General features: G+C 30.9%; 32 protein-coding genes. 19 read left to right on the plus strand and 13 right to left on the minus strand.

All coding sequences use genetic code 11. From position 1 onward, the window contains the following. Positions 1 to 33: 33 nt before the first annotated feature. The 5 genes from ACOTU8_RS05690 to ACOTU8_RS05710 are packed head-to-tail and all read left to right on the plus strand — an operon-like array spanning position 34 to position 2,722. Complete coding sequence (locus ACOTU8_RS05690) at positions 34 to 996, plus strand: hypothetical protein (RefSeq protein ID WP_002793909.1); 963 nt, start codon at positions 34 to 36, stop codon at positions 994 to 996. Further along, positions 993 to 1,262, plus strand: a complete 270-nt coding sequence (locus ACOTU8_RS05695) for a hypothetical protein (RefSeq protein WP_002784531.1) — start codon at positions 993 to 995, stop codon at positions 1,260 to 1,262. The genes ACOTU8_RS05690 and ACOTU8_RS05695 overlap by 4 nt, the downstream gene beginning before the upstream one ends. Then, positions 1,262 to 1,954 carry a hypothetical protein gene (locus ACOTU8_RS05700; RefSeq protein ID WP_002793908.1) on the plus strand — a complete coding sequence of 231 codons (693 nt, stop codon included), beginning with the start codon at positions 1,262 to 1,264 and terminating at the stop codon, positions 1,952 to 1,954. Before ACOTU8_RS05695 ends, ACOTU8_RS05700 begins: the two co-directional genes overlap by 1 nt. After that, the gene (locus tag ACOTU8_RS05705) at positions 1,951 to 2,400 is read left to right on the plus strand and encodes a regulatory protein GemA (RefSeq protein ID WP_002876315.1); all 450 of its coding nucleotides are present in this window, start codon (positions 1,951 to 1,953) and stop codon (positions 2,398 to 2,400) included. The genes ACOTU8_RS05700 and ACOTU8_RS05705 overlap by 4 nt, the downstream gene beginning before the upstream one ends. 46 nt (positions 2,401 to 2,446) lie before the next feature. Next, positions 2,447 to 2,722, plus strand: coding sequence for a hypothetical protein (locus ACOTU8_RS05710; RefSeq protein ID WP_002784526.1), 276 nt, complete (start codon positions 2,447 to 2,449; stop codon positions 2,720 to 2,722). Here ACOTU8_RS05710 and ACOTU8_RS05715 read toward each other — a convergent pair. Next, the gene (locus tag ACOTU8_RS05715; protein ID WP_002876312.1) at positions 2,714 to 3,385 is read right to left on the minus strand and encodes an endonuclease; all 672 of its coding nucleotides are present in this window, start codon (positions 3,383 to 3,385) and stop codon (positions 2,714 to 2,716) included. The two genes, ACOTU8_RS05710 and ACOTU8_RS05715, sit on opposite strands and share 9 nt — an antisense overlap. Positions 3,386 to 3,478: 93 nt before the next feature. Between ACOTU8_RS05715 and ACOTU8_RS05720 the strand changes: the two genes are divergently transcribed. Further along, a complete protein-coding gene (locus tag ACOTU8_RS05720) occupies positions 3,479 to 3,763 on the plus strand; it encodes a Mor transcription activator family protein (RefSeq protein WP_002784523.1) in 285 nt (94 codons plus the stop codon). Here the strand turns inward: ACOTU8_RS05720 and ACOTU8_RS05725 are convergent. The 12 genes from ACOTU8_RS05725 to ACOTU8_RS05780 form a co-directional block, all read right to left on the minus strand. Continuing rightward, on the minus strand, positions 3,760 to 4,737 hold the full coding sequence (locus ACOTU8_RS05725) for a phage late control D family protein (protein ID WP_002852060.1): 978 nt from the start codon (positions 4,735 to 4,737) through the stop codon (positions 3,760 to 3,762). The genes ACOTU8_RS05720 and ACOTU8_RS05725 overlap by 4 nt on opposite strands. Further along, the gene (locus ACOTU8_RS05730; RefSeq protein WP_002791401.1) at positions 4,731 to 4,922 is read right to left on the minus strand and encodes a tail protein X; all 192 of its coding nucleotides are present in this window, start codon (positions 4,920 to 4,922) and stop codon (positions 4,731 to 4,733) included. Before ACOTU8_RS05730 ends, ACOTU8_RS05725 begins: the two co-directional genes overlap by 7 nt. Further along, on the minus strand, positions 4,915 to 5,289 hold the full coding sequence (locus ACOTU8_RS05735; protein ID WP_002784519.1) for a phage tail protein: 375 nt from the start codon (positions 5,287 to 5,289) through the stop codon (positions 4,915 to 4,917). Before ACOTU8_RS05735 ends, ACOTU8_RS05730 begins: the two co-directional genes overlap by 8 nt. A gap of 125 nt (positions 5,290 to 5,414) precedes the next feature. Further along, complete coding sequence (locus tag ACOTU8_RS05740) at positions 5,415 to 6,653, minus strand: phage minor head protein (protein ID WP_052803393.1); 1,239 nt, start codon at positions 6,651 to 6,653, stop codon at positions 5,415 to 5,417. 1 nt (position 6,654) lies between these two features. After that, a complete protein-coding gene (locus tag ACOTU8_RS05745; protein WP_002872709.1) occupies positions 6,655 to 8,025 on the minus strand; it encodes a phage portal protein family protein in 1,371 nt (456 codons plus the stop codon). A 9-nt stretch (positions 8,026 to 8,034) separates the two neighbouring features. Beyond that, the gene (gene terL, locus ACOTU8_RS05750; protein WP_052803392.1) at positions 8,035 to 9,705 is read right to left on the minus strand and encodes a phage terminase large subunit; all 1,671 of its coding nucleotides are present in this window, start codon (positions 9,703 to 9,705) and stop codon (positions 8,035 to 8,037) included. Beyond that, a complete protein-coding gene (locus ACOTU8_RS05755; protein WP_002875115.1) occupies positions 9,705 to 10,304 on the minus strand; it encodes a DUF1804 family protein in 600 nt (199 codons plus the stop codon). The genes terL and ACOTU8_RS05755 overlap by 1 nt, the downstream gene beginning before the upstream one ends. Then, positions 10,297 to 10,755, minus strand: a complete 459-nt coding sequence (locus tag ACOTU8_RS05760; protein WP_002855185.1) for a phage protein Gp36 family protein — start codon at positions 10,753 to 10,755, stop codon at positions 10,297 to 10,299. The genes ACOTU8_RS05755 and ACOTU8_RS05760 overlap by 8 nt, the downstream gene beginning before the upstream one ends. A gap of 113 nt (positions 10,756 to 10,868) precedes the next feature. Further along, positions 10,869 to 11,846, minus strand: coding sequence for a major capsid protein (locus ACOTU8_RS05765; protein ID WP_002872711.1), 978 nt, complete (start codon positions 11,844 to 11,846; stop codon positions 10,869 to 10,871). A 2-nt stretch (positions 11,847 to 11,848) separates the two neighbouring features. Continuing rightward, positions 11,849 to 12,376: a hypothetical protein gene (locus ACOTU8_RS05770; protein ID WP_052803391.1), complete on the minus strand. Its 528-nt coding sequence runs from the start codon at positions 12,374 to 12,376 to the stop codon at positions 11,849 to 11,851. Between the two features lie 2 nt (positions 12,377 to 12,378). Continuing rightward, complete coding sequence (locus ACOTU8_RS05775) at positions 12,379 to 13,194, minus strand: phage protease (RefSeq protein WP_002901531.1); 816 nt, start codon at positions 13,192 to 13,194, stop codon at positions 12,379 to 12,381. Between the two features lies 1 nt (position 13,195). Next, a complete protein-coding gene (locus ACOTU8_RS05780) occupies positions 13,196 to 13,630 on the minus strand; it encodes a hypothetical protein (RefSeq protein ID WP_002784501.1) in 435 nt (144 codons plus the stop codon). 147 nt (positions 13,631 to 13,777) lie between these two features. Between ACOTU8_RS05780 and ACOTU8_RS05785 the strand changes: the two genes are divergently transcribed. The 13 genes from ACOTU8_RS05785 (at position 13,778) to ACOTU8_RS05845 (ending at position 21,127) form a co-directional block, all read left to right on the plus strand. After that, on the plus strand, positions 13,778 to 14,167 hold the full coding sequence (locus ACOTU8_RS05785) for a YcbK family protein (protein WP_002922136.1): 390 nt from the start codon (positions 13,778 to 13,780) through the stop codon (positions 14,165 to 14,167). Between the two features lie 10 nt (positions 14,168 to 14,177). After that, positions 14,178 to 14,519 carry a hypothetical protein gene (locus tag ACOTU8_RS05790; RefSeq protein WP_002854893.1) on the plus strand — a complete coding sequence of 114 codons (342 nt, stop codon included), beginning with the start codon at positions 14,178 to 14,180 and terminating at the stop codon, positions 14,517 to 14,519. Continuing rightward, complete coding sequence (locus ACOTU8_RS05795; protein WP_002784496.1) at positions 14,516 to 14,764, plus strand: hypothetical protein; 249 nt, start codon at positions 14,516 to 14,518, stop codon at positions 14,762 to 14,764. Before ACOTU8_RS05790 ends, ACOTU8_RS05795 begins: the two co-directional genes overlap by 4 nt. Positions 14,765 to 14,875: 111 nt before the next feature. Further along, a complete protein-coding gene (locus ACOTU8_RS05800) occupies positions 14,876 to 15,190 on the plus strand; it encodes a phage holin family protein (protein ID WP_002784492.1) in 315 nt (104 codons plus the stop codon). Further along, positions 15,190 to 15,822, plus strand: coding sequence for a phage baseplate assembly protein V (locus tag ACOTU8_RS05805; protein ID WP_032589430.1), 633 nt, complete (start codon positions 15,190 to 15,192; stop codon positions 15,820 to 15,822). The genes ACOTU8_RS05800 and ACOTU8_RS05805 overlap by 1 nt, the downstream gene beginning before the upstream one ends. A gap of 8 nt (positions 15,823 to 15,830) precedes the next feature. Further along, positions 15,831 to 16,022, plus strand: coding sequence for a hypothetical protein (locus ACOTU8_RS05810; RefSeq protein WP_002795238.1), 192 nt, complete (start codon positions 15,831 to 15,833; stop codon positions 16,020 to 16,022). Next, a complete protein-coding gene (locus tag ACOTU8_RS05815; RefSeq protein ID WP_002784483.1) occupies positions 16,019 to 16,309 on the plus strand; it encodes a GPW/gp25 family protein in 291 nt (96 codons plus the stop codon). Before ACOTU8_RS05810 ends, ACOTU8_RS05815 begins: the two co-directional genes overlap by 4 nt. Beyond that, positions 16,306 to 17,472 (plus strand): baseplate J/gp47 family protein, encoded by a 1,167-nt coding sequence (locus tag ACOTU8_RS05820; RefSeq protein ID WP_019108983.1) that lies wholly within the window; start codon positions 16,306 to 16,308, stop codon positions 17,470 to 17,472. Before ACOTU8_RS05815 ends, ACOTU8_RS05820 begins: the two co-directional genes overlap by 4 nt. Next, on the plus strand, positions 17,469 to 17,765 hold the full coding sequence (locus ACOTU8_RS05825; protein WP_422342134.1) for a phage tail protein: 297 nt from the start codon (positions 17,469 to 17,471) through the stop codon (positions 17,763 to 17,765). Before ACOTU8_RS05820 ends, ACOTU8_RS05825 begins: the two co-directional genes overlap by 4 nt. A 323-nt stretch (positions 17,766 to 18,088) precedes the next feature. Beyond that, entirely contained in the window at positions 18,089 to 19,120 is a 1,032-nt protein-coding gene (locus ACOTU8_RS05830; protein WP_032593245.1) for a phage tail protein, read from the plus strand. Positions 19,121 to 19,144: 24 nt separating this feature from the next. Next, positions 19,145 to 19,651, plus strand: a complete 507-nt coding sequence (locus ACOTU8_RS05835) for a DUF4376 domain-containing protein (RefSeq protein ID WP_002924980.1) — start codon at positions 19,145 to 19,147, stop codon at positions 19,649 to 19,651. Continuing rightward, positions 19,648 to 20,019 (plus strand): DUF1353 domain-containing protein, encoded by a 372-nt coding sequence (locus ACOTU8_RS05840; protein WP_052803387.1) that lies wholly within the window; start codon positions 19,648 to 19,650, stop codon positions 20,017 to 20,019. Before ACOTU8_RS05835 ends, ACOTU8_RS05840 begins: the two co-directional genes overlap by 4 nt. A gap of 100 nt (positions 20,020 to 20,119) precedes the next feature. Beyond that, complete coding sequence (locus ACOTU8_RS05845) at positions 20,120 to 21,127, plus strand: hypothetical protein (RefSeq protein ID WP_052797577.1); 1,008 nt, start codon at positions 20,120 to 20,122, stop codon at positions 21,125 to 21,127. Positions 21,128 to 21,129: the final 2 nt, after the last annotated feature.

The raw sequence follows: 21,129 nt of genomic DNA on the forward strand, positions 1-21,129 counted from the left end.
ATGGGCTTGATTAAGTTTTAGCAAGGAAAAAAGATGAATTTGGATTTTTTAAATGAGTTTAAGTTAAAAAATAAAGATTTAAACGAGAAATTAGAGTTTTTAATCCCTGATTTTTTAGTTAAAAAAGCAATAACTATTATTTATGCAAATGGTGGAAGTGGAAAAAGTTATTTAAGTGCCGCCATTTCTAAAACACTTTGCAAAGATACAAGGGTTAAAAGCATCGTTTATGTTGACATGGATAATCCTTTAAATGTTTTAAATGAAAGAGGTTTTGGTGAACTTATTTTAAATGAAAGCAAATTCACTTATATTCACAGATCAAGCTTAAAAACTTCAGCTTATGAGCTTTTAGAAATGATTGAAGGCAAAGGCGTAGCAGGAAGCTATGAAGGGGTTTTATTTGTACTTGATTCTTTACGCAATTTTGCAGATATTGATAATGATACTAAAATGATGTCTTTAATGTCTTTACTCATGAATTTAAGAGAATGTGGGGCAACCATTATGGCTTTACACCATTCTACAAAAGATGGCAGAGCTTTTAAAGGCTCAAATCATATTAGAAACTCAAGTGATTGCATGTATTTTTTACAAAAAGTGGCTAACTTAGAACAAGGCTTTGAAGTATTGCTTAGTGTGCAAAAAGAAAGAGCAGGAATTAAAGATCAAGCCTTTTTTATCAATACAAAAACTCTAAATATTAAAAACACCGACTTGCAAAACGCTAAAATCAGCGATAAAGAAGAAGCTTTTATAGATAAAGTTTTAAAGCTTTTAAACGAAAAAAGCCTAAGCACAAGTGAGATTTTATCGGCTCTTGATGTAAGTAGGAGTGATAATTTTTCAAGGAATACTTTAGAGAAATTTAAAGGTGTTTTTTGGGAAAGTGAGCTTGGCGGAGAGAATGGTCGCACTTTTGTTTGGAAAAGTTTAAAAGCTGACAATAAAAACAGCAACGACAAAGAATTAAGCTTATTTGGGGATGAGTTATGAAATTTAACCCTCCAAGCAAAGAAGATTTAATTAAAGCCATTGATGAGTTTAATGCTAAAAACTCTTGCTCTATCCCTTATTTTATAGCAGATAGCTTTATAAATTACTATAAGCAAGACGATGGAAGATGGCTCATGGCTAATAAAAAGCCTTTAAAATGCTGGAAAAGAGCGCTTAATTCAACTTGGCTTCCAAAGTTAGCGAACAAATACAAAAATAAAGATAAGCAAAAAGCTTTAGCTTCTTGGCTAGAAGAGGAGTTTTAATGGATAATGCAAAAGAGGCACTAAAAGAGCTTTTTGGTATTAGTGAAGTTCAAGCAGTGGTTATAGAAAAACTTTATTTTAAAGCCAAAACACCAAAAGATATATTAGGCTTTAAAAAATACTATGATTTAACCATGTTAAAAAAGCAATTTGTTGGTACAAGCTATGAAAAACTTTCTCTTGTGTGCGCCTTTGCAGAGCTTGATTTAAACTTAAGGTACAAAAATATAGAGTCTTTTTTAGAATGGCTTTTCATTTCATTTTCAAATCGTTTTATTTTTCAAACAAAAAAAGGAGATTTCTCATATTCTTTTGTACTTAGATATTATGATGGTAACATTGTTTATGATGAGTTAGGAAAGCCTGTTTTAAAGCATGTTGATTGTGGAGATAATCTTTATTTTATTAATGCTAATAAAGAGCTTTGTGATGAGCAAAGAAAACCACTGAATGTAGGAGAGTTTTATAATAAGCTAGTTGAATATATGTTTAAAAACCAAGATAAAATTATTTTTGATAATAAAATTGAAATAAGCCCTGTTATTAAAACTCAAATTCCTAGCCAAACTAAAATAAATAAAGATTACGAGCAAAACTATTTAGAATACAAAAAGAATCAAAATAAGCTTTATAATGCAAATATTGATAAATTCACTTCAAAACTAGAGCAAATTTTAAAGGCTAAAAAATGAATACTCAAAACACTTTAAAAAAGCACTTAATTAAAATCATTCATACTTTAAGAAAAGATGCTAATTTAAGCGATGATGAAAGCTATCGCTGGGTTTTAAATCAAAGATATGGCAAAGCTTCAAGTAAGGATTTAAGCATAGATGAACTTAGGGACTTTGCTATAACTTTGGGCTATGATGAAAAGTTTTTAAAAAAGCAAAATACCAAAAAAGCAAGGTATTTTAAAAAAGAAAACACTAAAAGCGGAAGGGCTACAAAAAAGCAACTTAATATGATACAAGCCATTTGGAGTAAAAATGCTAAAAATCCTACTCAGTGGGCTTTAAGAGAGTTTATTAATAATATTGTAAAAAAGCGACCTTTGCATCTTTGGTATTTAAGTATAGAAGATGCTAATAAAGTTATCCTAGGGCTTAAAAATTTAGAAAACAACAGCACACATTAAGCCAAACGAAGCTAATGTTGTCTCATCAAAACAAAAGGAGATTAAAATGATTTTAGAAATACATTCTTACGATGCAGAGTTTTTTTTAACCTTAGGCATAGAAAAACACTCACAAATTGCCTTTGCTGCAAAAAGAACAAGCCTTGAAATAATGCATAATGGAATCACTCATCAGATTAAAACTGATAAAGATTTTGGGATTTTGCTTAATGTGGTTTGTAATATCAGAGAAAAACTTGATGAGAGTTTTGAGGAAGAAGATAAAAGCTTGGTTATTGATATAGATGAAATTGTGGCTAAAGTTTGCAAAGAATTAGAGTAATGCTCTAATTCTTTTTTCTTTCTCATCCATAGGGTATTGTTTATCCCAAGCCTCCATAAGTTTTCTTTCTTGGTCGGATAATCTGATATTATAAGTTTTGCTCATATATAAATAGCTTCTTGCAATCCAGCCTTTAGAATAATTTGCAGGATAAAATCTTTTTGCTTTAAAATCAGTATAAACCTTACAATTTCCATATTGAGTATATTTTAAATTAGTAGGAGCCTCAGCATATCTAAAATTGCTTCTATCCCCATTTATCTCTCCTATGGCTGGGACTAGGTTTTGTTTATCGGCTTCCATTTTTGCAAAAGTTGGATCATTTTTACAAGCTTTTCTGCCACCTTCTTTCCAGCAAGGTAAATGCTTTCCAAAGTTTTGGGCGGGCATAATATGCTCCCATTCTATGCGTTTGATTCTTTGGTTAATTTTTCCTTTTTTGGTGTATTCGTTTCTAGGAGCATATAAATCACTTTTAATCACTTCAAAACTAATATATTTTCCTTTTTTATTAACCTTAAAAGGTGCTTGACAATAAAAATCATACCAGTAAGAGCTCCCTAGATCATTATAAAATTTTACTAATTCTTTTTTGCTTTCTTCAAAACTTTTAGCATTTAATAAGCTTAAAGCAAGTATTAAAACGCTTATTATTTTTTTCATTTATTCTCCTTTTTATTTTTTAAAATTATACCCTACTAAATAAAATTTAGCTTTTTTGCTATAATTTGCAAAAACACTCAAATAGGACTAGCATTGCTTAGCAATAACGAATACTTTGAATATTTTATTGATTTTGTGAAAAATAACGACAAACGAGAAATCTTAAAAGAATTTGGCGGTGCAAATATTTACATACCAAGCTATAAAACCTTACTTAGAGATGAAGAATTAAAACAGGATTTTAAAACACTCATAAAACAGGGAATAAGCACTAAAAATGCAAGTGTGGAATGTGCTAAAAAATACGATTTAAGTTTAAATGCGGTGTATTTAATCACTAAAGAATTGAGAGAAAATTTAGAACCAAGTTTGTTTTAGCTCTCAAACTCCACGCTAATTATATAAGCTTGGTCATTAAAACTATGACTCACGCTTTTAATACTAAATTCATAATGATCCATATTAATATCTTTAATCTTAAGTTTTCCACCTGCTCTTATTTCACGCCCAATAAGCTCACATCTTCCATTTAATCCACCTTTTTGAAGCTCATTGAGTTTTGCTTGTGCTTTTTTAAAAGCTTCATTATCATTTTTTGGTTGTGAGATTTGCATTTTATATATATTCTCCCCACTTCCTACTTTTATGCTTTTTATCTTTGCCTCATTTATATCTTGCCATTCTGCTATTACGGCACTATATTCATTTCTAGCACTTTCTGAAATTTCTAATGAAATACATTCTTTTAAAGCTATTTCAAATAAGGGTAAATTTTCATTCTTGCTTGTGATATTAGCAGCATTATCGCCAATCTTACCATCTTTTGGAGTAATGATTAAAGTATTTTCTTTTACACAGCAAATAAAACCATAATCAAAACATATACTATACAAGAATTCTAAATTACTTTGATTATTTTGTAAAATGCTTACTATATTTTGATCCTCTCCACTTGTTTTAATTTTTAGATTGTTTTCATTTGCGATTTTTCTTGCTATGGTAAAAAGAGTAGTGTTTTCAAAGCTTCTTGTCTTTTTCTCTTTTATATTAACGCTGCCTTTTCCACTAAAATTAATAGCACTTGCTCTAACTTCAGTGGTATTTGAAGTATAGTTTTTACTCACTACATTCACACTAAAGCTTCCACATTTATAAAGCTTTTCAAAGCCAAGCCAAAGCTCTAAACTATCCCCAAAAAGTGGCTTGGAATAAAGCCCAAAAACACTTAAACTTATCTCATCACTTTCAGCTTTTTCTTTATCTTCATAACTAATGCTAATAAGATTTTTAGAAAGTTTTTCTGTGATATCCTCACCTTTGGCAATAAGTTTAAACTTAGGTTTTCTTACCATAAAGCCTTTTCCTTGCTTTCTTTGATTTCAATACTAGGTAAAATCACTTTATCCCCTGTTTTTAAAAGAGGCTCTAATCTTGGATTGGCTAATAAAACTTGATTAAAATACAAAAGTGTCCCATAATGCTTATAGACTATACTATCAAGCCTCTCGTTGTTTTTAGCTATGTAAATCTTACTCATCAAAGTCCCTTTCTAAATCCATGCTAAAGCTTTGTGCTACAAAGCCACTTCCATCTACAAATGCACTTCTGTTTTCATTTAAGGATAAAATCACAAATTTACCATAATACTTTCCATTAGCTCCTGTTAAGATAAAAGATCTTTGTTCTTTTGCCATATTCTCAAGCTTATCTAAATAAGTATTTCTATCCCCTTTTAAAGGTAAAGTTTTGCCTTGTATTTTAATCTTTTCGCTTTCTTTAGAACTTGCAAATAAAGCATTATGATTATTAAGCCTATTTTGACTTTGTATGTTATATTCTAAGCTTCTTTCTAAATTATCAAAATTTAAAGCTTTAAACTCAAATTCTCCTAAAGCTAAAACCATTTAAACTCCTTTTTAGTTTCATCAAGCTAAAATTATCTTAATTAGATAAGGTTGATACCTAAAATGTAGTAGTAGGATAGTCCAAATTAATTGGGGTATGTATTGTGAGTGCAAGTCTCACCGCCTTATCTGATCTTAATATATGTCTTATTATCTTTATTAATCGCTTCTACTTTTCCTAATGTAACTATTGCATTGGTTTTACCAAACTTCTTTAGCTTATAATCAGGGGTAATTACAATTTTATTGATACGACTAGCATCTTTTTTATCTTCAAAGAAATACAATAAAGAATTATTTGCATTATCCCAATAAACTTCTTTTGCTTCATCTAAAACTTTAACAATTTGCTTGATTTCATCCGCGCTTAAAGCCTGATTATAACTTGCCTTTCTTTTAGGACTTGCGTGTAAAAGATTGTTTTTGCTCAGTGTAAAGTATAAGTCTTCTAAGTCTTTTTTATTAAGTTTTTCTAAAAACTCTTTGGTGCTTTTATCCATTTTACCTACTTGTATGAAATTGATAGGATATTTTTGATTATCTTTAATGATGACTTCATCCACCATATCATCTAAGCTTTTTTGCCAAGTGTACAGTTCTTTTTGATGAGCGAAGCTTTTAACTTCTTTTGTTTTTTTAGCCGCTGCACTTAACATATCAAGCTTTATAAAGTTTTGAATGACTTCAGTGTTTTTTTGTTTATAAAGCTCATCTAAAAGCTCTTCATCATTAAAGCCATTAAATTCGCTTTCTTTGGCATTTGATGGTGGTATTTTTAGGCCTTTAACTTCACTTTCACCTACTTCTAAAACATAACACCTACAACCATAATCATGCATAGTTACATGCGGATAATGACTATCCCAAAAAGGATCATCTTTATGTAAAACTATGCCATCAAAGGCTCTGTGTTTGTCCCTAACCAAAGAATCTTTTTGGGTGCAGTATTTAAAATAAGGTTTAGTGCTTTTCATTTGATTTTCATAGATAGCTTTAGCTTTAGCTTTTCTTGAGTTTTCCTCAAAGATTTTTTTTAATCTTGCACTATTAAAATGAGTTTTTTTAACTTCTCCTGTTTTAGGGTTTATGACTTCCTTTGAACCCCACCAACCCTTAGCTTTTAATTTCTCCTCTGCAATCTTACTCCAAGTGCTAAATTTATCCCCATTTTTAATAGCATTTACTAAAGTATCTTGCATATCTTTTAACAAGCTTTCATCCATAAGCTTAGCAATAGTAAAGACTTTTTTATGGGTTGAATATGAAAGTTCATCATAATCAAAACTAAGCTCTGGCTTTTTATTTTTTAAAAAATCAACAGCTTTAGTAGGTTCTGAAAAAAATCCTATTTTTGCACCTGTCATTTTAATCCTCCAAGTATCCTAAAATACTCGAATTATTTAAAGCTATAAAAAGATGTTTTTCAAACTCGCTTTGCTCTAAACTAGAAAAATTTTCTTTAAGTTTATTGAGTGCCTCGTTAAAATCTTTACAATCTTTTACAATGCTTTCAAATTGCTCTTGAAAAAACTTTGACATGCTCTCATCGACTTTTAAGTATTCTTTTTGTTCTAATCCTTTGTCAATAAAATCTTCTTCAAAGCTCTCTAACTTTACTTTGTTTTCAAAGACTTTTTTATCATTTTCTAAATCTTTAAAGTCTTTTTTTTCTAAAGTCTCTCTTATAAGCTCACCCTCTACATTATAAGTGCTTTTAATGTATTCTTCATCAAAGCAAAAGCCCATGTTAAAAAGTTTTAAATCCCTTTCGCAAAGCTCACTTTTTGGTTCTGCTTCGCTAAAAAACTGCACATAGAGTTCATCTTTAAAATGATTGATTTCTTTGAAAAACTTAATGGCACGATTTAAAATAAAAAGAACGATTTGTCCATCTTGGGCGGCTAAATCTTTTCTTATTTGATTATGTGACTCAGCCGCTGCTAAAGAACCCCCACTCACTTGAGAACTTAAATTAGCTCCTAAAACCACGCTTCTTATTTGATTATCTAAGTAATCTATTATTTCATTATAATTTGCCTTAGCCTTTGGCTGGATTAAATCAAGCTCTTCTTCTTTATCAATGACCGCACTATCGCCATTTAACATTTGATGAATTTCAGAAGCTAGTGCATCAGGATCGCTATCTGTTTTTGCAACTGCCCAAGGAGAACCAAATCTTTCTAAAAACTCCATCCAAAACTTTAAACTTGCATTTTTAAGCTTTACTGGAAAATAAAGCTTTGTTAATAAGGCATCGCCATTTTTAAATAAAAAATTAGAGCCAAAAAGTCCATAAATTGCTTTTTTATCTTCCACAATTTCTTCGCAACCATTGCCATTATAAACTAACTCATCATTTTCATTAAAGCCAAAATTTCTAAAATCTCTTTGTTTTAAGATTGGATAGTAAAAACCATCTTTTAACTTGTAATTAACTTCAAATACATTAAGCCCATAAAGATAGGTTTCTAAGATTTGACTTAATAAATCAGGATTGAAAAGATACTCAAAGCTTTCTTTTATTTTTTCGTTTTCACAAACGATTTGAAGCTCTTTTGCTAAAATCACACTCCTTCGTGATTGATGAGCTTGAGTAAAGCTTAGATCTTTAAAAATCATTTTTTGATCGTTCTCGCTGATTTTAAGCACATTTAAATAGCTTGAGTTTATAAGAGTGTTTATAAGACTATTGTTTTTTAATATCACTTCTCTTTTGGATTTGATTTCTTTTTTCATATTTTTCCTTTAAAAACGCCTTATTCTTGAAACAGAGTTAAAATGATGCTTTCTTCTTTTAATGCTACTTTTAGTTCTTGCTAATAAAAATGCTCCTGCTAAGCTATCAGGTGCATCATCATTTTTCCCTTCTGGAAATTCTAAAAGTTGATTTATAAGCATAGTTTGGCTTTTATGTAAAAAAAGCTCTTCATTTTCAAAAGCAAGGCTTAAACTCTCAATGCGTTCAAACTTGCTAACGCTATTATTTTTACCACGCAAAGGCAAAAAAACTCCACTTTCTAAGCTTTTTTCTTGTAACCATTTTTTTAAGAAAAATTGACCGCCATTAGTTTCAATTTCAATCAAGCGACATTTATAAATCTTTTGAAGATTAAAAATGGTTTTTATAATGCTTTGTGCTTTTAAGATTTTTACGATGCTTTCTGCTACATAAAAACCCTTTGCACCTTTGCCAATAATGGTAATCGCAGTAAAGTCACTTTTTGCTTTTTCTCCTGCTGGGTCAATATACATATAATACTGATTAATGGCGGGTAAATCATCATAAAAATTAATGCCATCAAGGCTAAAGATTTGATTTTCACTTCTTGGATTATTGAGTTGCTCTTTATTAAAAGCTTTTAGATTTTCAGCCCTTAACTTCATTAAATCCTCTAAGCTTTTGGCTTCTTCCCAAAGAACCTTAGCCCCTTTATCCATTAAAGCTTTATTTTTTAAATAAAATTGATGAGCGGTATTAAAATCAGTATTTCTATAAAGCGTGGCGTATTCATCCCATAAATCAAGCCTTTGTGGAAACTCTTCGATGGAACGGAAGACTTTAGGATTCCAAAAACCAAGCTTTAATTTTCTAGATAAAACACTATCATTATGTAAAATGGTTCCAATATAAAGCACATCTAAACTTCCATCTGCACTCCCTAAGTTTAAAACCGCTTCATCCACCCAATCTTCTAATTTATCCCTTTGATCTTTACTCCTGACATTAGTATCATTTTCTAAATCATCTAAAATAACTAAATCAGGTCTTTTAACCCCATATCTAACCCCACGAAGTCTTTTTCCACTGCCAAAGGCTTTAATCTTTACGCCATTATTGCTTACAAACTCTCCTACGCGCCAAGTCTTGCCAATTCCTACTACTTCGGGAAAATCAAGCTTTAAATGCGGATTATCTTCAAGCTCTGCTTTAATAGCTTCAAGCATTCCTTCCATAAGTTCGACCGCATCTGAAATCTCTACTATAAAGCTTTTATAATTAAAAACTAAGCACCACAAAGGAAAGAGTTGTGAAGTGTAGGTGGATTTACCATGAGCTCTTGGTGCAGCTATGGCGTGTTTTTCACCTTTGCTTTCTTTTTTAAGTGCGATTTTTGTAAAAACTTCATTTAAGTGCAAATGTAAGCCACATTCTCCTTTAATGGTAAAATAATGCGGAAAATAAGTTCTTGCAAAATAATCAAAATCCACACTCGCTCTTTTAATTCTTTCTTCTTTTAAAGTAGGATCTAAATGGCTTTCATGCAAAAATTGAGTTTTTAATTCATTTTTTAGCTCATCCATCCATTCTAAAAAGTCTTTTCTTTGCATAGCACCTTTTAGTTCATTTGGAGTGTTTTCGTGCTTTTGTTCGTTTGAGATTAAAAACTCATCGAGTTCTTCTTTGGAAAAAAGCATTAAATATCCATTGCTAAAATTTCTTTTTCTATCACTCCACTTTCTAAAAGTGATACAAGTTTTGCTACGCAATCTTTATCATTTTTTAAATGACTTATGATAATTTCAACCACTTTTTTAGCAACATTTAAACGATAGCTACTTGGATCTTCTAATCTTGCAACCTTTCTCATTTTTGAAAAGCTATCGCCTATCCTTGCAATGGCTTCAGTTTTCTTTTCTGCATTCATTTTTTCATCAGTATTTATATTTTCAATCGCACAAAACATTTGCTCAGTAAAACTTTCATATAATGAGGCACTTTCTTTATCTTTTATTTTTGAAGTTAAAAGATTAGCTTTTTGCTTATCCCAATCGCCATCTTTGGCTTTGTAGTTTCTAATCGTTTTTTCATTGCGGTTTAAAATTTTTGCAATTTTAAATATATCAAAACCTGCAATATAAAGTTCTTTTGCTAAATCTTTTAAGTTGTTTTGAGACTTCTCGGATGAAGTAAATTTATCCTTACGAGCAGGAGTTTCACTCTCTGCACCCACCTGAAGGCCACACCCGACCTTTGCCATCTTAGGCTTTGTGGTGGAAGTTAAATTTTTAGCCATTTAATCTCCTTAAATCCATTCTTTTTCTTTTAATTTTAAACGCTCTAACTTTGTTTTGTGGGATAAAGTTATCTTCATTGATTTCAGTTGGAATTTTTTTATTTGCCATTTTTAAAAGTAAATCATTAGCCCACTCTCTAATCTCTTCTAAGCTTTCTTTTGGAAAATCATTTCGGCGTTTTAATTCCATAATTGTAAGCTTTACACAGATATCTTTTAAAAGAGGAGTTGGGTTTTTAGGTATCTTTATAAAACTTGCAATATAACTTTGTGCATCATTAATGGCATCATCAATCACTTCTTTATCACAAACCCCATCAGCATTTAAATCGCTAAGCTCTGCTATGGCATGAACGCTTAATTCTTTGATTAAATCCTTTTCATCTATCATAAAAAAATGCGTTTTAGTTTCTGTGATAAGCTTTTCTTCTAAAATGTCTTGATAATTCATTTAAAAAACCTTTTTTAATGTGGTTAAAATATGGTTAAAATCGTTTAAAATCTTTTTCTAATATCTTTTAGCTTTAAAAGCATTTTTTGCCTTTAAAGCTAAAATTGTGCGTTTTACTCTAAAACAAGCTTAATAAGTCCATTTGGTCTGGTGCAAACTGGCATGGCTCTCATTTCGCCTACAATTTCAATTCCAGCCCCACGAGGTAAAATCTCAGGCTTAGAAACAAACATTAAACTTGGTGCTTTTCCTAAAGCATCAGTATGATTTGCTCTTGTATAATAAATGCGATTAGAATTATCCTTTGGCACAACCATACCCTCAGTGCCTTTTAAAAATTCAACGCTTTTTCCATTTGTATTTTTATATTTTGCACTATAACGGCGATATTTGGTGCCATATAAAATTAAGGACTTATCTTTTTCATCCCTACTTGCAAGATGATTTTTATAAAGATCTTCACTTAATGCCAAGTTAGAAATAGCCGCAAAAAGTTCATTTCCACAAAGCACTTCATAATCAGCACTTGTTCCAAATTCATCAATAATTGCTGAATCAATCGCATCACAAACGCTGGCTAAAGTCACACTCCCATCTTTTTTAACACTAATAGCTTTCTTACTTGCACTTCCAAAATCAAAAAGCACATTTCCTTTGCCATCTAAAATCTTGCCAAATAAAGCACCATTTGCCATATATTCAAGCGTAGTGTTAAAGCTTTCTTTCATTTCTTTAACCAAAACCCCAAGAGCTCCACTTAAGCTTTTAGCCTGAGCTTCTTGCAATGCTAAAGACCTTAAAGAATTAATCTCACTCGCACTGATTCTTTTTGCTAATGCAAAGCGTGGTAAAGGTATATTTAAAATATAAGCGTCTTTAGTATTTTCTAAAGAATGTTCCCCATTATCTGAAATGCTATTTAAAACAATTCCAGCACCTTTTATAATTTCAACCCTTACGGTGCTCTCTAAACTTGGGATTTTATCCTTAAAAAAAGTATCACTTACAAAGCGAGGTGAAGCTTTGGTTTGATTAATAACTTCAGTTATTTTTGTACTTGAAAAAAGTTCCAAAAGTTGCTCTAAATCCATTTTTACTCCTTAGTATTAATAATTAAATTTTGCATAAAAGCCTTTTTAACCGCACTTACATGAACGCCTTTTAAATTGATTTCTCCTGCTAATAAAACCCCATAAACGCCGGATCTTAAAGCGTGATCTTTAAGCATTGCTAATTTAACATTTTCTTTTGCACTAATATCTTCATTTGGACATTTTTTAAAGCTTTCTCCAAAATCTTCGCTGATTAAAAGCGTTCCAAGAGCTAAGCTTTCATTAGTTTCAAGATCTATTTTCGCATTAATTGAAAACAAATCTTTATTGATAAAACTTTCAAGGCTTTTTGGCATAGCAATTAAAGGATCATTGCTTAAGCTTTTTGGTGTGATCTTTGATGGCATTTCTTCTCCTTCTTCATTTATAAATTCCTTAGCGGTTTCATTTTCACTCACAGCTTCTTCATTAGCTAGGTTCTCATCTTCTAAAGACAAAGCTTTAGGTAAGTCTCCAGTTTCCAAGTCTTCATTTTCTAGGTTTTGGGTTTCTTTTTTAGCTTTAGCCATTTTTAATCCCCTAACATCATTTTCACAACATCAAACTCATTAGTTTTTGCTGTGTTTTTATTTGCAAAAACATTATTTTTTGGAACTTGCACTTGATCATTCTTGGTATCTAAAAAGCTTTTAAAGCCTTCTAAATCCTTACAAGCATACATTAGCGCCCATTCTTTTTGGGAATTAGCAATTTTTCCGCTATTTAAAGCATTATCAACTAAAGAGCTTGCTAAGTTTTTAACGCTTTCTTCGTTTTGCTTTTTTAAAGCTTCATTTTGTAAAGCGAGTGAACTGTTTTCATTTTTTAAAGCTATAATCTGAGATTCTAGCTCTTTGATTTTTTCATCCATTTTCTCTCCTTTGTTTTGATGAATATTATTTTTGTTAGCAATGAGTTCGCCTAGCTCATCAATAAATGGCGTATTAGTTAGTGCGACTGAGTGAAGCTTAGCTCTTACTAGTTCTCCACTTTTATTGTCTTTTGAATTAAATTCAAACACAGGGGATAAATAGCGGTATTGCTTATTTGCTATATATTTTTTAGCCTCTTCGTTAAACTCAGCCTTAGCCATTAAGGCATCATTTTCCAAATAAAGCTCTTTAATCCAACCTGCAGCAGGTGCTTTTTCATTTTTTAAGCTTTGATGCTCATAGTCAATAACCAAATCAATCTTTTTTTGATTAAAATTATCAATCATTGAGTTTAAATCTTTATCATCAACCTTAAACCTGCCATTATTATGCCCTTTCCACTCACCCTTAATTGCCACTTTTATGGGCTTATCATTGCTAACTTCGACTAAATTTTCTTTATTGATAAAAAGCATTTTAAATCCTTAAAAAATCATCTTTTGGTAAAAAGCTACTTTGCAAAGTTCTTGCATAAATGCTTAAATAGCCATGATCGCTTATTCCTTCGTAAACCTTTTTAAGATCTTTAAGCTCTATTCTAAAACCATTGCTAGGTTCTGCATTTAAAAGCACTTTATCAACAGCTTCTATTGCATCAAATAATTTATGCTTAGCATCAATTCTGTGTTTAGGAGCTTTTGATTTTGTATGGGTTAAAATATAAAGTTTCCAAGTTCCCACTTTATTTTCTAAATCTTTATAACTTTCTCCTTCAAAATCAAGCAAAAGCGAAGCATCTAAATTATTAATACAACTTGCTATGTTTTGGGTGTCTTCAAACTCGCCTAAATACATTCTTACTTTAAAATCTTTTAATAGTTCTAAAAGCTCATTTTCAAAACTTTTAAGCATTTTTCATCCTTTAAAAATTAGCGGCAATTTTAAAATGAGTTCTTTTTTTAATCAAGCAAATTATTTTTTCAAAGAGTTTTAGCACAAAATTTTTCTAGTTTTTGGGTCAGCTTTTTAACTAAACTTACGACATTTAAAGGAGTGAAAATGAAAAATAACCCTTATTTTAAAGAAAGCGAATTTAAATGTAAATGCGGCAAATGTGAATTGCCTCAAAATGTGCCAAGTGATGAGCTTATAGACATTCTTTGTGAAATCAGAGAACATTACAATGCTCCTATTATTATAAATAGTGGATATCGCTGCAAAGAGCATAATGCAGAGATTGGTGGAGCCCCTAAAAGCCAACACACTATAGGAAGTGCAGCGGACTTTGTGGTTAAAGGAGTTAAAACAGAAGAAGTTCATCAATATGTTTTAAACACCTATGGCGAAAGAGGTTTAGGGATTGCTATAAAACATAATTTTAATGATCCTTATGCTGGGTTTGTACATTTAGACACTAGAGGCAAAAAAGCAAGATGGACTTATCCATAAGGAAAAGATTGTGTTTAGTTTTATTTTATCAAGGTTTTTAAGTCCTTCAAAAATAGCTTTTTTTGTTCTAATTGCTCTTTGTGGTTTTTTATATTTAAAAAACAATGCTTTAGCTTTAGAAAATGAAAATCTAAAACTTAAAGCTTTGCATTTTAGCAATGAAATCAATGTTTTTAAAGATAAATTAGCCCAGCAAAATAAAGCTATTGATAAATTAAAACTTGATTTAAAGCCCAAAGAGACTTTAAAAGAAGTTTTAAAAGTGGATAAGGTTTTTATTAAAGATAAAAGCTGCCAGAGTGAACTTAAAGCTTATAAAGAATTATTTAATATTTTAGGAGCAAAAAAGTGAATGATAAAATGAGAATTTTCCTATTAATTATACCTTTTGTTTTTTTAAGCGCTTGTGCTTCTAAAGATATTTTGATTAAAACTGAAATCAAAGAAGTTAAAGTTCCTATTAAATGCCCTTTAAAACTTCCTTTAAAGCCTTTAGACAAAAAAGACTTAGAAAGTGCTAAAGAAATCTCTAAATATTACTTAGAAGTTGAAAATATAGCCAAGCTTTGCACAGGAGAGAAAGATGAAAGAAAATAATAAAATGATAAATCAAAAAAGCATTGCAAAAGATCTTCTTATAGCTCTTTTGTTTTCAACTTTTGCATTAGCTTTATTATATTTATTTGAAATTTTTACAAGGAACTAGCAATGAAATTAGAAGATATATTTGTATATATGGTTTTAATGATAGTAAGCTTTATAGCTGGACTTGTAGGAATTGTAACAAAAAATAAATTAAGCAAAGCTCTTAATTTAAAAGGTAAATTTACACTCTTTTTAAAAGGTATGCTAGGTTCTATGTTTGTAGCATATCTAGTTTTTGAAATTGTAAATTATCTTAATTTTGGCATAAAGCTTAGCGTTGCAGTGGGTGGTTTTGCAGCTTATATGGGGACAGATGCATTGCTTAAAATTGAGCAACTTGTAGAAAAGTTAATTAATAAAAAAATGGAAAAACTATAATGAACGAACTTGGCATCATTTGCGACATTAAAGACAATAAAGCTAAGGTTGCTATTGGAGATATGGTAACGGATTTTTTAAGTGTTTTTCAAAGTCTAGCTAATTCTTATGCAGTGAGCTTTTCTCCTTTAAGAATAGGAGAGCAAGTATTAGTCATACCTGTGCGTGGGGATTTAAATAGTGGAGTTATTTTGCGTGGGCTTTACCAAGAAAAACATAGAGCAAAAAACACAGATGAAAATACTTTTAATATAGATTTTGAAGATGGAACGCATTTAGAATACAACTCTAAGAGTAGTACTTTAAAACTTGATGTGGTTAAAGATATAAATATCACTTGTGTAGATAAAACCACCCATAACCAAAACAACACCTTAAATACTAAAAATCATACTACAAACGCTAATACCATAACGCTTAACGCTCCAAGTATTAATTTAAATGGTAATACTCAAATTGCAGGAGCAATTTTTACAAGTGGCGAAGGTGGGGCAAGTGGTACTTTTAGCATAAAAGGAAATTTAAACTTAATAGGCAATTTACAAGTTAGTGGAAATATAAGCGATAGCAAAGGTGATTTAACAAATCATACCCATTCTTGTACTTGTGGTGCCACAGCTTCGCCAAGATAGGAAAAACTATGAAAGAATTATTTTTGCTTTTATTTTCATTAGTCTTTTTTATGCTCTTTTGCATGGGGGCATTTTATGCTTTTTTAAACCTAAACTTTTTTATCAAAAGCATTTTTATAGGCTTTTTTATAGCTTTTATGTTTTTAGGATTTTCGCAAATGCTAGAAAACATTTTTGAATTTTACAAAGGTTTAAAATGAATTACATGGTAAGCATCGAAGAAAGTATCAAAGACATTTTAATCACTTCTTTAGGCTCAAGAGTAATGAGACCAGAGTATGGTTCTTTACTTTATACACTCATAGATAGAAAAATCGATGATGATTTTAAGATAAAGCTTACTAGATATACAGCAGAGGCTATTTCAAAGTGGGAAAAAAGAGTAAAGCTAAAAGGTGTGAGACTTAATGAGTGTAAAGACAATAAATTAAGCATTACCTTGCTTTTTGAAAATTATGGGGATTTAACCATGGAGCTAGGCAAATGAGTGAGCTTTTAAGTGCAAATGATAGCTATTTTAAACAAAGCTTTTTAAAGGATATCCCTTATCCACAAATCATAGAAGAGCAAGACTATGAAAAGCTTTTAAAAGCCTATGAAGAACTTTTTAAAAGCTTTTTAAAAGATAATGTAGAGCTTTTAGAATCTGATCCTTTTAAAGCCATTTTAGAAGCTTTAGCTTATAGAGAAATGATAATTAGAGCAAGAATTAATGAGAGTATAAAAGCAACTTATCTTCATTATGCAAAGGGAAGTGATTTAGATAATGTAGTAGCTAATGGCTATTTGATACAAAGGCTTAAAGGGGTTAAGCCCACAGCCAAAGTAGAGTTTGAATTAAATACTTTGCTTACTTATGATGTCATCATCCCAAAAGGTGCGATTTTTTCAAATGAAAAAGCAGACCTTGCCACCTTAAAAGAAGAAGTAATAATCAAAAAAGGACAAAACAAAGCACAAGGTATTTTAGAACTTGATGAATTTATTCAAAGCAAAGAAAGTAAAACCGAGTTTTTACAAACCCCACTGCCTTTTGTGGCTAAGATTAAACAACTAGAATTTTTCAAAGGTGGAGCCAGTGAAGAAAGTGATGAAGCCTTAAGAGAAAGGGCTGTAATGAGTGTACATCGCTTTTCAACCGCAGGAAGTGAAAAAGGCTATATCTATCACGCTTTAAGCGCAAGTGCAAAAGTAGCTTCCATAAAAGCTTTAAACAATGGAGCAGGAAAAGTAAGAGTTATCATTAAAAGTGAAGATGAATTAAGTGTTGATGTGGTTAAAGAGTATTTAAGTGCAGATGAGCGAAGACCTTTAACTGATGAAGTCAGCGTTGAGTTAGCTAAAAAAAGAGAGTTTATCGTAGATGCCAAACTTTTACTTTTAGAATTAAGCCGTGCTAATGAAATAAGTGAAAAGATCAATGCTTTACAAAAGGACTTTGATTTAAGTGTAGATTTAGCACTAGGATTTATTTACAAATGTCTTCATCAGGACGGAGTTTATAAAAGCGAAATTTTAAGCATTAAAGAAAAAATCATAAATGAAGAAGAGCAAGAATTAAAAGACTTGCCCTTAGAAAATATAATAATAGCTGATGATGAGTTTGCAACCCTTAGCTTTTCACTTAGTTATGAAAAGGCGGTGCTATGAATACACTAATACTAAACCACCATCCAAAACAAAGCAAAGCCATTGATTTAAGTGCTAAAACAAGATTTGAAGATTTAAATTTAGCTAGTATCACAAATCTAGCTCTAAATTGCGATGAAAGATTATTGCCAATTTTAGCTAATGCTTATGATGTAAGCATAGATGGTTTAGAAACAAAAGAAGCAAGAAAGCTTATATCTAAAGCCTTACTTTTAGATAGATACAACGGCACAACTTGGGCTATAAAAGAAGCTTTAAGAGCCGTATTTCCTACTGCAGTGGTTAAAGAGTAGTTTAATTATGGTGGAAAGCCTTATTTTTTTAAAGTTAAAGTAAGCACAACTAATGTTAGCTTTGATGAAAGAACGCTTAATACTTTAGAAAGACTAATTTATGATTTTAAAAATGTTAGAAGCGTTTTAGAAGCAATTGAAATAGAGATTGAAAGTAAAAATGATAGTTTTAATGCTAGTGTAGAAATAAGTGGAGAAACTATAGAAATCTTACCTTTTCAAACCACGCAAATTGAAAACAATCAGAAACCAAGTTTAAATGCAATGGGTGTTTTTATGTGTGAAATAACAAGAACTAATATTGATTTTAAAGGAGTGTATTAATGGCAAAAAGTGAATACTATACCATACTAACAAAAATTGGCATTGCTAAATTTATTGCCGCAAGAGCAAGTGGAAATGGTATCAATTTAAAAAGCTTTAAATTAAGTTCAAAAGTTATTTTGCCCAGCGAAGAAATGCAAAGCTTAGAAGAGATTGTTTATGAAGCTAATATTAGTAGCAAAAGCGTGGATGAAAGCAATCCAAACTATGTGAATTTAATGTGTCATGTGCCAAGCGATGTGGGCGGGTTTGAAGTTAATGCAGTAGGCATTTATGATGAAGCAGGAGATTTGCTTGCAGTAGGAAATGTCCCACGCACTTATAAACCTATCTTAAAAGAAGGCAGCGCTAAAGAGCTTATGATAAAAATTGTCATGGAGCTTTCTAATGCAGAGGAAGTTATTTTAAAACTAGATCCTAGTGTAATCATGGCAAGTCGTGATTATGTGGATGCTATTAAAGTGGAACTCAATCTTAAAATTGATGCTTTAACGCAAAAATATGATGCAGAGTTTAAAAAAGTATGGGATGAGTTTGCTAAATATCTTTTAGAAAATAAATTTAATACAGAAATTGCCAAATATGTTACTTTAGCTACTAATCAAACCATTACAGGAGCTAAAGACTTTACCAAACTACCTACAAGCTCTATAAAAGCTACAAATGACAATCAATTTGTAAATTTAGCTACCTTAAAAGAACAAGCTCCTAGCTTAATAGGAGGATTGGGAGTAAATCAAGCTTGGCAAAATGTTTCAAGAGCCTTTGATGTAGCTTATACAAATAATACAGGAAAACCCATAGCAGCCAAATTTCAAGTTAATGCTAGTGCAAGTGGGGATGTCAGTTTTTCTTGTAGTGAGCAATTTGCAGTTTCTATGTTTCAAACTTCATTATCCAATGGTGGAGTAAGTCGAACTTATTTTGGTTTTGGAATCATTCCACCAAATGGGCAATACAGATTAAATACACCACAACACAGCGGATGGTATCCAAGTAAAAGCATTGTATCTTTTATGGAGCTTAGATAAGCATCAAGCAAATAAGGAGAAAAAATGAAATATTTTATAGACAAAAACGATAATAATCAAATTTATGCTTATGAGGATGAAGTGAGCGATGAGCAAATTAAAACAGGCTTAACACCTATTAGCGAAGAAGAATTTAACTCTTTAATAAATCCTCCTAAAAGCGAAGAAGAGCTTTTAAACGAGGCAAAAGAGTTAAAAATCAACGAGATTAATACAAAAAAAGAAAATATTCTAAATGGTGGATTTTCTTTTAAAGGTAAAATCTATCAAAGTTCTAATGAAGATCAGTTAAGAATTAATGGAGCAGTAACCAATGCTCTTGTTAATCCTAATTTAATTCCTTATATTGATTGGATTGCACTTGATAATTCAACTACAAGATTTAGCGTAGATGAGTTTAAACTCTTTGCAAGTAGCATGGCTTATTTTGTGCAAGAGACTATTTTTAAAGCAAGTGCTTTAAAAGAAAAAGCTAGAAATGCACAAAGCAAAGAAGAACTTGATTTAATTGTTTGGGAGAGTGAAAAATGACTAAAGCAGAATTAAAAAGAGTATGCGTAAAGCCATACGATAAGGACAGGTTTGAAGTGATACAAGATTATGAGTTTGCTTTGCTTAGTTTTAAAGGCATTGTGCCAAAAGGATTTAAAACTGATGGTGCAAGTATCCCACGCCTTTTTTGGTCTTTGTTTCCACCTTTTAAAAGTGAGTATTTTAGCGCTTGTGTGGTGCATGATTTTTTATGCGAAAAAGCAAATTCAAGAACTGATTATAGGACAGCTGATTTAGCATTAAAAGAAGCTATGACTTTGCTTGGATGTTCAAGACTTAAAATCTTTGTATTTTATCATTCTTGCAATCTTTATCACGCAATAAAATGCTTGTTAAAAGGAAAATAAAAAAAAGGTGAGCTACCCACGCAGTGGGACGGGGGCTTTAGCAAAAGCAACTTTGGGCGGATTTTATTCGCACAAAGTGAAAGCATAAAAAGGAGTTAAAATGAAAGATTATGGAATTTCTTTTATTCCAGATATTAATCAAGGCTCAAAAGAGCCAAGTGAACCTATAGTTAGTGATAAGCTTAATGCTCAAAAAGTTAATGAGCTTATAGATAAAAAACTAAAGCTTTTTAAAGAAGAGCTTGTTAATAAAGAGGAGCTTAAAAGTCTCATTGAGGAAATTTTACAAGATCAAAATTTCCAAAATACAAACATAAAAATATCAAAAACTCCACCTAACTACAATACACAAGCTAAAGTAGGAGAAATTTGGGCGGTTTTAGAAAGTAAAAAGCAATTATTTATTTGCACTGCTAATGATAATGATTTTACAAGCTGGGTTGATTTACTAGGAGATGGTAGCAATGATATTATCCCTAAAGAAAAAATCATTATCACATTTGATAACACTACCACAGGTGGACAATATGGGGGTTGTATGAGTGATTTAAGACTTGGTTTTGAAAATGGTTTTGCTACTCCAAATAAAGTTCAAGATGAGTATGAAAACGCAAAATTTACTATGACCAAAGATGGTAATGGTCTTAATAGAAGCGATTTTACTATAGATTCTAATCCTATTGCAGGAGAAAACCAAATTTTAGGAACGATTAAGACAAGTGGTATTTATCAAGAAACCTATCACAAAATCGCCCATGTGTTTAAAAAATATAATGGTGGCGCTGATGAGTGTTGCTTATGGTCTAGTTCAGGAAGTAGAGAGGTAAGCATAGAACTTGAAAATACACCAATGCCTAATAAGCTTTTTGCTAGAGGTAATGGATATTATGGTCAAACAGAAATTACCAATGTAAGAGTAAAAAAATCCATTTTTATAGGTGAGCAAGAAATTCAAAGTGAAGATTTTAATGTTGAAAAGTTAGAAGCTAGTTCTGATACTTATGGAGATTATGCTTTTTTATTTGAAATTTCTAAACAAGATCAAATTGTTATGAAAAAAGAGCTTAATTTAAATCCTAAAAAAACAAAAAAATACAAAAAAATGTAAAG

The sequence above is a fragment of the Campylobacter jejuni genome, from assembly GCF_049221745.1.
Taxonomy (GTDB): Bacteria; Campylobacterota; Campylobacteria; order Campylobacterales; family Campylobacteraceae; genus Campylobacter_D; species Campylobacter_D jejuni_E.

Coding starts and splice junctions, on each gene's coding strand:
- ACOTU8_RS05690 (WP_002793909.1), top strand. CDS start 34: ATGAATTTGGATTTTTTAAATGAGTTTAAGTTAAAAAATAAAGATTTA.
- ACOTU8_RS05695 (WP_002784531.1), top strand. CDS start 993: ATGAAATTTAACCCTCCAAGCAAAGAAGATTTAATTAAAGCCATTGAT.
- ACOTU8_RS05700 (WP_002793908.1), top strand. CDS start 1,262: ATGGATAATGCAAAAGAGGCACTAAAAGAGCTTTTTGGTATTAGTGAA.
- ACOTU8_RS05705 (WP_002876315.1), top strand. CDS start 1,951: ATGAATACTCAAAACACTTTAAAAAAGCACTTAATTAAAATCATTCAT.
- ACOTU8_RS05710 (WP_002784526.1), top strand. CDS start 2,447: ATGATTTTAGAAATACATTCTTACGATGCAGAGTTTTTTTTAACCTTA.
- ACOTU8_RS05715 (WP_002876312.1), bottom strand. CDS start 3,385: ATGAAAAAAATAATAAGCGTTTTAATACTTGCTTTAAGCTTATTAAAT.
- ACOTU8_RS05725 (WP_002852060.1), bottom strand. CDS start 4,737: ATGGTAAGAAAACCTAAGTTTAAACTTATTGCCAAAGGTGAGGATATC.
- ACOTU8_RS05730 (WP_002791401.1), bottom strand. CDS start 4,922: ATGAGTAAGATTTACATAGCTAAAAACAACGAGAGGCTTGATAGTATA.
- ACOTU8_RS05735 (WP_002784519.1), bottom strand. CDS start 5,289: ATGGTTTTAGCTTTAGGAGAATTTGAGTTTAAAGCTTTAAATTTTGAT.
- ACOTU8_RS05740 (WP_052803393.1), bottom strand. CDS start 6,653: ATGACAGGTGCAAAAATAGGATTTTTTTCAGAACCTACTAAAGCTGTT.
- ACOTU8_RS05745 (WP_002872709.1), bottom strand. CDS start 8,025: ATGAAAAAAGAAATCAAATCCAAAAGAGAAGTGATATTAAAAAACAAT.
- terL (WP_052803392.1), bottom strand. CDS start 9,705: ATGCTTTTTTCCAAAGAAGAACTCGATGAGTTTTTAATCTCAAACGAA.
- ACOTU8_RS05755 (WP_002875115.1), bottom strand. CDS start 10,304: ATGGCTAAAAATTTAACTTCCACCACAAAGCCTAAGATGGCAAAGGTC.
- ACOTU8_RS05760 (WP_002855185.1), bottom strand. CDS start 10,755: ATGAATTATCAAGACATTTTAGAAGAAAAGCTTATCACAGAAACTAAA.
- ACOTU8_RS05765 (WP_002872711.1), bottom strand. CDS start 11,846: ATGGATTTAGAGCAACTTTTGGAACTTTTTTCAAGTACAAAAATAACT.
- ACOTU8_RS05770 (WP_052803391.1), bottom strand. CDS start 12,376: ATGGCTAAAGCTAAAAAAGAAACCCAAAACCTAGAAAATGAAGACTTG.
- ACOTU8_RS05775 (WP_002901531.1), bottom strand. CDS start 13,194: ATGCTTTTTATCAATAAAGAAAATTTAGTCGAAGTTAGCAATGATAAG.
- ACOTU8_RS05780 (WP_002784501.1), bottom strand. CDS start 13,630: ATGCTTAAAAGTTTTGAAAATGAGCTTTTAGAACTATTAAAAGATTTT.
- ACOTU8_RS05785 (WP_002922136.1), top strand. CDS start 13,778: ATGAAAAATAACCCTTATTTTAAAGAAAGCGAATTTAAATGTAAATGC.
- ACOTU8_RS05800 (WP_002784492.1), top strand. CDS start 14,876: ATGAAATTAGAAGATATATTTGTATATATGGTTTTAATGATAGTAAGC.
- ACOTU8_RS05805 (WP_032589430.1), top strand. CDS start 15,190: ATGAACGAACTTGGCATCATTTGCGACATTAAAGACAATAAAGCTAAG.
- ACOTU8_RS05810 (WP_002795238.1), top strand. CDS start 15,831: ATGAAAGAATTATTTTTGCTTTTATTTTCATTAGTCTTTTTTATGCTC.
- ACOTU8_RS05815 (WP_002784483.1), top strand. CDS start 16,019: ATGAATTACATGGTAAGCATCGAAGAAAGTATCAAAGACATTTTAATC.
- ACOTU8_RS05820 (WP_019108983.1), top strand. CDS start 16,306: ATGAGTGAGCTTTTAAGTGCAAATGATAGCTATTTTAAACAAAGCTTT.
- ACOTU8_RS05825 (WP_422342134.1), top strand. CDS start 17,469: ATGAATACACTAATACTAAACCACCATCCAAAACAAAGCAAAGCCATT.
- ACOTU8_RS05830 (WP_032593245.1), top strand. CDS start 18,089: ATGGCAAAAAGTGAATACTATACCATACTAACAAAAATTGGCATTGCT.
- ACOTU8_RS05835 (WP_002924980.1), top strand. CDS start 19,145: ATGAAATATTTTATAGACAAAAACGATAATAATCAAATTTATGCTTAT.
- ACOTU8_RS05840 (WP_052803387.1), top strand. CDS start 19,648: ATGACTAAAGCAGAATTAAAAAGAGTATGCGTAAAGCCATACGATAAG.
- ACOTU8_RS05845 (WP_052797577.1), top strand. CDS start 20,120: ATGAAAGATTATGGAATTTCTTTTATTCCAGATATTAATCAAGGCTCA.